Origin of the sequence: Nostocoides japonicum T1-X7, from assembly GCF_001046855.1 — a bacterium.
In the GTDB taxonomy this organism is placed as follows: Bacteria; Actinomycetota; Actinomycetes; order Actinomycetales; family Dermatophilaceae; genus Nostocoides; species Nostocoides japonicum.
Genome location: NZ_HF570958.1, coordinates 4,818,211 through 4,821,815 on the forward strand (window position 1 = coordinate 4,818,211; position 3,605 = coordinate 4,821,815).

The 3,605-nt window shown below is 71.3% G+C and carries 3 protein-coding genes and 1 pseudogene; 2 read left to right on the forward strand and 2 right to left on the reverse strand.

Annotated elements, in window-relative coordinates; genetic code table 11:
• A partial coding sequence (locus BN12_RS26365; RefSeq protein WP_235432494.1) for a hypothetical protein occupies nucleotides 1-301 on the forward strand: 301 nt, incomplete at its 5' end.
• Here the strand turns inward: BN12_RS26365 and BN12_RS21900 are convergent.
• Complete coding sequence (locus BN12_RS21900; RefSeq protein WP_048555648.1) at nucleotides 258-1,811, reverse strand: dolichyl-phosphate-mannose--protein mannosyltransferase; 1,554 nt, start codon at nucleotides 1,809-1,811, stop codon at nucleotides 258-260. The genes BN12_RS26365 and BN12_RS21900 overlap by 44 nt on opposite strands.
• Before the next feature lie 303 nt (nucleotides 1,812-2,114).
• The gene (locus BN12_RS21905) at nucleotides 2,115-2,750 is read right to left on the reverse strand and encodes a hypothetical protein (RefSeq protein WP_048555649.1); all 636 of its coding nucleotides are present in this window, start codon (nucleotides 2,748-2,750) and stop codon (nucleotides 2,115-2,117) included.
• Nucleotides 2,751-2,838: 88 nt separating this feature from the next.
• Here BN12_RS21905 and BN12_RS25640 point away from each other — a divergent pair.
• Nucleotides 2,839-3,605, forward strand: a pseudogene (locus tag BN12_RS25640) (hypothetical protein); the annotation flags it as partial.

Here is a 3,605-nt window from a genome sequence, read left to right on the forward strand (position 1 = left end):
CGGCCCGCAGGTCGCTCGGGCTGATCACCACCGGCCGGTCCGGTTCGAGGAAGAACATGCCCCGAACCTATCGACGCCCACCGACAGCCCCCTCCGGCGCCCGGACGCGAGCAACCCGGCACGGTGCGGAATGGGGTTCGCACGTGCCGAGAAGATGTCGTCGATCGAGCGTCCGAACGACAACAACTCGGCACGTGCGGGGGGCGGCGTCGCGCGTGAAGAAAAGATGTCGTCGGTCGAGGGCGTGAGGCGCGACGTCACACCCAGCTGGGGAACCACATCCGCCACTGCCAGTGACTGAACGGGATGACCTGGGCGGTGTAGATGGGCCAGAAGAAGGCGAACAGGGCCAGCTCGAGCCCGAGGAAGAACCCGACGGCGACGAGCCCGATCCGGCGCCGCTGCGGCGAGTCCGACCGGGACCCGAGGACGAGGCCGAGGACGAAGACACAGGCCAGCACGGCATACGGCTCGAACGCCACGGCGTAGAAGCCGAAGATCGTCCGCGCCTGGTACTGGAACCACGGGAGCCAACCCCCGACGAACCCGGCCGCGATGGCGCCGGCCCGCCAGTCCCGGCGGACGATCCAGTAGTAGGCGACGACGACGAGGGCGGCCGTCGCGAGCCACCACATCGAGACGGTGCCGAGCGAGGTGATCGCCTTGGAGCACTGGGCGACGGTGCAGCCGTCGACGCCCTTCTTCGGGCTCTCGTAGAAGAAGGACGTCGGTCGCGCCTGGACGGTCCAGCCCCACGGGTTGAGCTCGTACGGGTGGGGCTGGGTGATCGAGATGGCGACGCGGTACATCTCCTGGTGGTAGTGCCACAGCGACCGGAGGGAGGCGGGGATCCAGCCGTACTCCTGCGACGGGTGCTGCACGGCCCAGTGGCGGTCGTAGCCGTTCTTCGTGAGGAACCAGCCCGTCCACGTCAGGAGGTAGACGACGAGGGACGTGAGGAGCATCGACACGGCGGCGAACGGTCCGTCGAGGAGCAGCGCGGTGCGTCCCCAGCGGCGGACCCCCGCGGCGCGTCGGGCGCCGATGTCCCACCAGACGGCCATGATCCCGAAGGCGGCGAGGAAGTAGATCCCCGACCACTTCGTGCCGCAGCACAGCCCGAGACAGATGCCGGCCACCCAGCGCCACGGCCGACCGCCGACCCACGGACCCCACGTCGGCCACACGCCGATGGGCAGCTCCCCGACCCGGTCGGCGAGCCGCTCGCGCAGGTGGTCGCGGTCGATGAGGAGGGCGCAGAAGCCGGCGAGCGCCCAGAACATCACCATGATGTCGAGGATCCCCGTGCGGGACATGACGAAGTGGTGTCCCTCGAAGGCGAGGATGAACGACGCGCAGGCCCCGAGGAGGGTCGACCCGAACATCCGCCGTGCTGCCCGGCCGATCATGAGGATCGACAGCGTGCCGACGAGGGCGACGGCGAACCGCCAGCCGAACGACGACGTCTGTCCGAACATCCACTCCCCGGCGGCGATCATCCACTTCCCGAACGGCGGATGGACGACAAGGTCACCCTCCGTCGTGAAGACGTTCGGAGTCCCGTGGGTGAAGAGGGCGTCGGGCGACTTCAGGCTCGTCGGGACGCGCATCTCGACGCCGTAGTCGAGCATCGACACGCCCTGCTTGACGTAGTACGTCTCGTCGAAGATGAGCTGGTGCGGTCGGCCGAGGGCCCAGAAGCGGAGGATCCCGCCGAGCACCATGAGCAGGATCGGCCAGAACCAGCCCCAGAAGCGATCCGTCGGTCGGAAGCCGAGGAGCCGCGCACGCAGCTGCTCGGCCCGGGTCATGGCGGCGATCCTACGAAAGCAGTCTGGCCGGTATGCCGTGCCTCACCCACCGTGGTTCCCTCCGGTGTCGTGGGGGTCGCCCGGCGGGGAGGGCACCGGACAGCCCGGCGGAGTCGGTATGCCGTGCCCTGCCCGTCGCTGGTCCGTCGGCTCTCGCGGGGGTCGGCCGGCGCGGAAGGGGCCGGACAGCCCGACGGAGTCGGTATGCCGTGCCCCACCCGTCGCTGGTCCGTCGGCTCTCGTGGGGGTCGGCCGTCGGCGAGGGGAGCGGACAGCCCCGTCGAGCCGGGTCACAGGTGTGGGTCATCGACCCCGACGGTCGCGGGCGGGGACATGGTCGAACTCGACCGGGCCGGGATCCCAGGTGATCCCTGGGATCGCGCGGACGGGCGCGAAGAGGTCGACCGCGCACCGCCAGGCGGCGGCGAGGCTCGCGGCGATGGCCGTCGCTTCGTCCGGATGCGCGGCGACGGCGATCCGCCGCAGGGCCGCGACATCCCGCAGCACGACGGTCGTCGACCACGTGACGGTGCCCGCGACGCCGGACTCGACGACCAGCTCGGTGGCCACCTCGCGGACCTCGAGGGCACCGGCCGCGAGCACCGGGTCCAGCCCGTCCGTGGGCCAGAGCAACCATCCGACCCGGTCGAATCCGGCGATCGTGAGGCCGCCGAGATCGTCGCTCGCCTCGGCGACGGCTCTGCCGTCGCTCTCGTGAGTGGCTGCGTCGTCGCCCTCGTCCCGCTCCAGTTCGATGACGAGACCGTCCTTCTCGGCCCGGGACATTGCCTCGTCGAGTCGTGCCGAGTCGACGATCTCGACGTGGGCGCTGACCCTGCACGTCCATCTGTCCCGCGCCCTCCCGCCACTCGGCCGGGGGGCGGAGGTGGCCGGCGGGTCGCCGGCCAGATCGAACAGCACGGGGTCACCGGGGTCCATGACCGGCCACCCTACGCACGACGAGTCAGCCGGCCTCTGCTGGACGAGTCCGTCTGAAGGTCACCAGCACGAGGGCCAACCGGGCCAGATGTGGCCGAACAGCCAGTCGAGCGGCCAGGGCAACGGCCACGGTGGAGGCCACCTCAACCCGGTCCACCACCACCACCATGGGGCGTTCTTGCACGTCGGCGAGACGGTCGGCGAGGTCGGCGGGCTCGTGGGTGGGTTCGTGTGGGTGTGGGTCCTCGTCGGGGTGTGGGTTGTCGTGGGCGTCTGCGAGGTGCTGGTCGAGGTCGTGCCACTCGTCGAGGTGCTGGTCGAGGTCGAGCCATGGGACGTCGTGGACCGGCTCGTCGTGGACCCCGATGTGCTCGAGTGGCCGCCCGGACGGCTGCTGGAGGACGACCGGTGGCTCGAGGTCGACCCCGTCCCGGGGATGACGACCCCGGAGCCGCCCCGGGCGTTCGGCCCGGACGACCCGCCGGTGGCCGCTCCGGTCGTGCCGCCGACGATGGCGGTCGAGGTCGGCGACGTCGAGGGGGAGGTCCCTGAGGTCCCTGAGGTCCCCGAAGATCCCGAGGATCCCGACGTGCCCGAGGTCCCGAGCATGGATGAGGTGGAGACCGGGCCGCTGGTCGACGTGGACGCCGCCAGCGGGCGCGGCGACGACATGGGGTTGTCGCTCTGGCCGGGGAGGTGGCCGGTGATTCCCAGGCCGAGGACGCCGGCCGCGACGATGCCGACGGCGATGCCACCGATCGTCAGGCCGCCGGCGCCCCCGACGAACGTCGCGATGCCTCCGGCGCCGGCTGCACCACCTGCCGCTCCTCCGGCGCCGGCTGCGCCGCCGGCCGC